The sequence below is a fragment of the Pseudomonas agronomica genome (assembly GCF_025917275.1).
Taxonomy (GTDB): domain Bacteria; phylum Pseudomonadota; class Gammaproteobacteria; order Pseudomonadales; family Pseudomonadaceae; genus Aquipseudomonas; species Aquipseudomonas agronomica.
This window is the reverse complement of the sequence record NZ_JAOSHO010000443.1, coordinates 1-4,162: the sequence shown is the minus strand read 5'-3', so window position 1 is coordinate 4,162 and position 4,162 is coordinate 1. Positions and strand designations below refer to the sequence as shown.

The window sequence follows — 4,162 nt, the reverse complement described above, 5'->3', positions numbered from 1 at the left end:
ACGCAGCTCCTACGCAGCTCTAGTAAGCAGTCAGCGGGAGCAAGCTCCCTCGCAACAGGAGGCTGCGCTTAACCAGCCGTCTCGCGAAGGTTCACAAAAACATCAATGGCTGAAACAATGCCAGCCACCTGAAAAAGTCTTTGTTTCAACGGAGTTGCGGGTGCAAATTCAAGGTCATTACGAGCTTCAGTTCGAGTCGGTGCGTGAAGCATTCGCCGCGCTGTTCGACGATCCGCAGGAACGTGGTGCTGCGTTGTGCATTCAGATGGGTGGCCGCACCGTTGTCGACATCTGGGCCGGCACCGCCGACAAGGATGGCAGTGAAGCCTGGCACAGCGACACCATCGCCAACCTGTTCTCCTGCACCAAGACATTCACCGCCGTCGCGGCCCTGCAATTGGTGGCCGAGGGCAAGTTGCAGTTGGATGCCCCGGTCGCGCGCTATTGGCCTGAATTCGCCGCAGCCGGCAAACAATCCGTCACCCTGCGCCAGTTGCTCTGCCACCAGGCGGGTCTACCGGCGCTGAGGGAACTGCTGGCCCCCGAAGCACTTTACAACTGGCAGACCATGGTCGATGCCTTGGCCGCTGAAGCACCTTGGTGGACGCCCGGCGAGGGCCACGGTTATGCCGCGATCACCTACGGCTGGTTAGTGGGCGAACTGCTGCGCAGGGCCGATGGCCGAGGGCCGGGGGAGTCTATCGTGGCGCGGGTCGCCAAACCTCTGGGCCTGGATTTTCACGTTGGCCTGGCCGACGAAGAGTTTCATCGCGTGGCGCACATCGCTCGGGGCAAAGGCAACATCGGCGACGCAGCGGCCCAGCGGCTGTTGCAAGTGACGATGCGCGAGCCCACGGCGATGACCACTCGGGCTTTTACCAATCCACCATCGATCATGACCGGCACCAACAAGCCCGAGTGGCGGCGCATGCAGCAACCGGCAGCCAATGGCCACGGTAACGCCCGCAGCCTCGCCGGGTTCTACGCCGGCCTGCTCGACGGCAGTCTGCTGGAAGGTGAAATGCTCGACGAGCTGACCCGCCAGCACAGCTTCGGCGAGGACAAGACCTTGTTGACCCAGACCCGCTTCGGCCTGGGCTGCATGCTGGATCAACCGCATGTGCCAAATGCGACCTTTGGCCTGGGGCCGCGAGCGTTTGGTCACCCCGGGGCGGGAGGCTCCCTCGGTTTCGCCGATCCGGAGCATGACGTCGCGTTCGGTTTCGTGACCAATACACTGGGGCCCTACGTCTTGATGGATCCACGGGCGCAGAACCTTGCGAGGGTGCTTGCCACTTGTCTATAAAGCGCCACTGAAGTGAGTGGATACAGGAACCTCGTGTTCTTTTCGGTTTCCAAGCGTCTGTTTATGCGGCCGGAACATGGCCTTTGTTATTTCATTTAGATCATTTTGTGGATTATCCAATGTCATCGAACAAAACCCTTGCCCTGGCGCTGTGCTTCGCCATTACCGGTTGCGCACAACATCCACAGAATGATGCCGAGGGCGGCAGCGGCTGGTGGCCGTTCGGGTCGTCCGACAAGGTTGCGAGCAAGGATCCGGCCCCAGAGGCGCCTTTGAAACCCGCCACTGTTGCCCCTCAAGCGAAGGCCGAAGCCGAGAGTAACGGTAAATGGTGGTGGCCATTCGGCGGTAAGGATCAGGAAACCGCCAAGGCGGTGCCGATGCCTGACCCTAAAGTCACCCAGGCCTGGCTTGACGAGTATGAGCCAAAGCTGCGCACCGCCATCAAGGACAGCAAGCTTGAGCTCGAGCGTCGCGATAACGTGCTGGTGGTCACCGCGCCCGTGGACAGCTCGTTCAACCCGGACCGTCCGGCCATGCTGCTACCGGTGACACTCGGCCCGTTCACCCGTGTTGCCAAGGTGCTTGAAGCTGATCCGAAAACTGCCGTGCTGATCCTCGGTCACGCTGATACGTCGGGCGCGGCGCCGGCCAATCTGAAACTCAGCCAGGAACGTGCCCAGTCCATCGCCGCGATTTTCCGCCTCAGCGGACTGCAGCGTGATCGATTGATGCTGCGCGGCATGGGCTCGGTGGCGCCACGTGCGGCCAACGACAGCGTCGAAGGTCGAGCCTTGAACCGTCGTGTGGAATTGTTGGTCACCCCGGCAAATACCATGGTTGCCTTGCTGAGCAAGTACAACATGCCGGCCCCTGCACCGGTGACGATGGTTGCCGCCCAGGATGTGAAGCCCGCGGCCCCGGCCCCAGCCGTTACACCGAAAAAAGCCACAGCCCCGGCGACCAAGAAAGCTGCGGCCAAGAAGGCTCCTGCGAAGGCACCTGCGAAGAAAAGCCCGGCCAAGAAGGCCACCCCGGCGAAGAAACCCGAGCCGGCCAAGGCTGCGACCGATGCGAAAAAAGTCGCTGCCGCCGACACCTCCAAACAGTGATCGGCTGATCACAAGGAACGCGCCATGACCCAAGCGCTGGCTGATATGCGTCGTGACTACACCCGCGATGGCTTGACCGAGGCGCAAGCCCCGGCGGAGCCGTTCGCGCTTTTCCACCAATGGTTCGCCGACGCGGTGAAAACCGAACAGGCCCCGGTGGAGGCCAACGCCATGACGTTGGCGACCGTGGATGCGGACGGTCGTCCCCATTGCCGGATCCTACTGCTCAAGGGACTGGATTCCCAGGGCTTCACGTTCTTCACCAACTACGACAGCGCCAAGGGCCAGCAAATCGCCGCGAATCCGTTCGCGGCCATGACGTTTTTCTGGCCGACCCTGGAGCGCCAGGTGCGCATCGAAGGCAAGGTTGTGAAAGTCACGCCGCAGGAATCGGACGCGTACTACCAGGTTCGGCCGCTGGGCAGTCGCCTCGGGGCTTGGGCCTCACCCCAGAGTCGGGTGATCGCGGGGCGCGGCGAGCTTGAGGACTTGCTCAAGGCCACCGAGCAGCGTTTCAGCGACAGCCAGCCCCATTGCCCCGAACACTGGGGTGGTTATCGCCTGCTGCCCGAGCGCATCGAGTTCTGGCAGGGCCGCCCGAGCCGCCTCCACGATCGTCTCAACTACCGCCTTCAAGGGGCGGACTGGATTCGCGAGCGCCTCGCGCCGTGACATCCGGATAACCTGCCGCAGCGGCCTGGAGCCATTGCGGCAGGTCCCGCCGCTTGATTCGTTGTTCATGGGCGCGGGCCAGTTGTTCCAACATGTAGCTTTTCTTTTGCTCGTCCTGCCCCGCCAGTGACAACGCCAAGTCGCGGTCCGCCCAACGTTTGATGCGTATGTACAGCCACCAATGGAAGTACAGGCCGGCCAAGGTGGTCGCGATGATGATGAAGTAATCCATGAAAAATCCTGGGTCGATGACGCAGTTTTTTGAAATTGGCGCTACTGTGTGATGAATTTTTTCGGGTGCGCCTGTATCCCACCTGAATGAAAGCAAATTTTCCCGGTGAAGCCGTGACAGGCGTCAAGCCGGGGAGTTTAATGGATCCCTGTCTTTTGGAGTTGATGCTATGCGTAAGTCTGTTTTGCTGGTTGCTTCCTTTTCCACGATGGCGATGTTGCTCACTGGCTGTCAGTCGAGCCTGACCGGTGACTCCTATTCCCGTGACGAAGCGCGTCGCGTCCAGACGATTCGCATGGGGACCATTGAATCCCTGCGCCCGGTCAAGATCGAAGGCACCAAGACCCCGATCGGCGGAGCTGCTGGTGCAGTGGTTGGCGGGGTAGGCGGCAGCGCCATCGGTGGTGGCCGAGGCAGCATCGTTGCCGCCGTCATCGGTGCAGTGGCTGGCGGCCTGATCGGCTCCGCCACCGAAGAAGGCCTGACCCGTACCCAGGGCGTTGAAATTACCGTTCGTGAAGATGACGGCAGCATGCGTGCCTATGTGCAGCAGGTTCAGGAGAATGAAGTATTCCGCGTAGGTGAGCGCGTGCGGATTTCCACAGTCGGTGGTACGAGTCGCGTATCGCACTAATTAAAAAAGTAGGAGCGAGCTTGCTGCGATAGCAACGGCTCAGCGACGGAACTGCTGAACGCACGTCCCGTTGCTGTTGCTCTGCTTTTGATCTTGATCTTGATCTTGATCTTGATCTTGATCTCAACGCCCCGTTAACCACGCTGGCCGAACGCAGGCATTGCGCAGAGGGCATCCCGGCATGGATGCCGGATAGCCGCGCAGGG

The 4,162-nt window shown here is 61.0% G+C and carries 5 protein-coding genes; 4 read left to right on the top strand and 1 reads right to left on the bottom strand.

Features of this window, described 5'->3' with window-relative positions; translation table 11 throughout:
• The first annotated feature begins 160 nt into the window (after positions 1 to 160).
• From OC610_RS22340 to pdxH, 3 genes are all read left to right on the top strand, one after another.
• Positions 161 to 1,306, top strand: coding sequence for a serine hydrolase domain-containing protein (locus OC610_RS22340; protein WP_264430839.1), 1,146 nt, complete (start codon positions 161 to 163; stop codon positions 1,304 to 1,306).
• 119 nt (positions 1,307 to 1,425) lie between these two features.
• Positions 1,426 to 2,418 (top strand): OmpA family protein, encoded by a 993-nt coding sequence (locus tag OC610_RS22335; RefSeq protein ID WP_264430837.1) that lies wholly within the window; start codon positions 1,426 to 1,428, stop codon positions 2,416 to 2,418.
• Between the two features lie 24 nt (positions 2,419 to 2,442).
• Positions 2,443 to 3,090 (top strand): pyridoxamine 5'-phosphate oxidase, encoded by a 648-nt coding sequence (gene pdxH / locus OC610_RS22330; RefSeq protein WP_264430835.1) that lies wholly within the window; start codon positions 2,443 to 2,445, stop codon positions 3,088 to 3,090.
• Here pdxH and OC610_RS22325 read toward each other — a convergent pair.
• On the bottom strand, positions 3,038 to 3,322 hold the full coding sequence (locus OC610_RS22325) for a hypothetical protein (protein WP_264430830.1): 285 nt from the start codon (positions 3,320 to 3,322) through the stop codon (positions 3,038 to 3,040). The genes pdxH and OC610_RS22325 overlap by 53 nt on opposite strands.
• A 169-nt stretch (positions 3,323 to 3,491) precedes the next feature.
• On the opposite strand from OC610_RS22325, the gene OC610_RS22320 reads away from it, so the two are divergent.
• On the top strand, positions 3,492 to 3,956 hold the full coding sequence (locus OC610_RS22320; protein ID WP_024776354.1) for an outer membrane lipoprotein: 465 nt from the start codon (positions 3,492 to 3,494) through the stop codon (positions 3,954 to 3,956).
• Positions 3,957 to 4,162 lie beyond the last annotated feature (206 nt).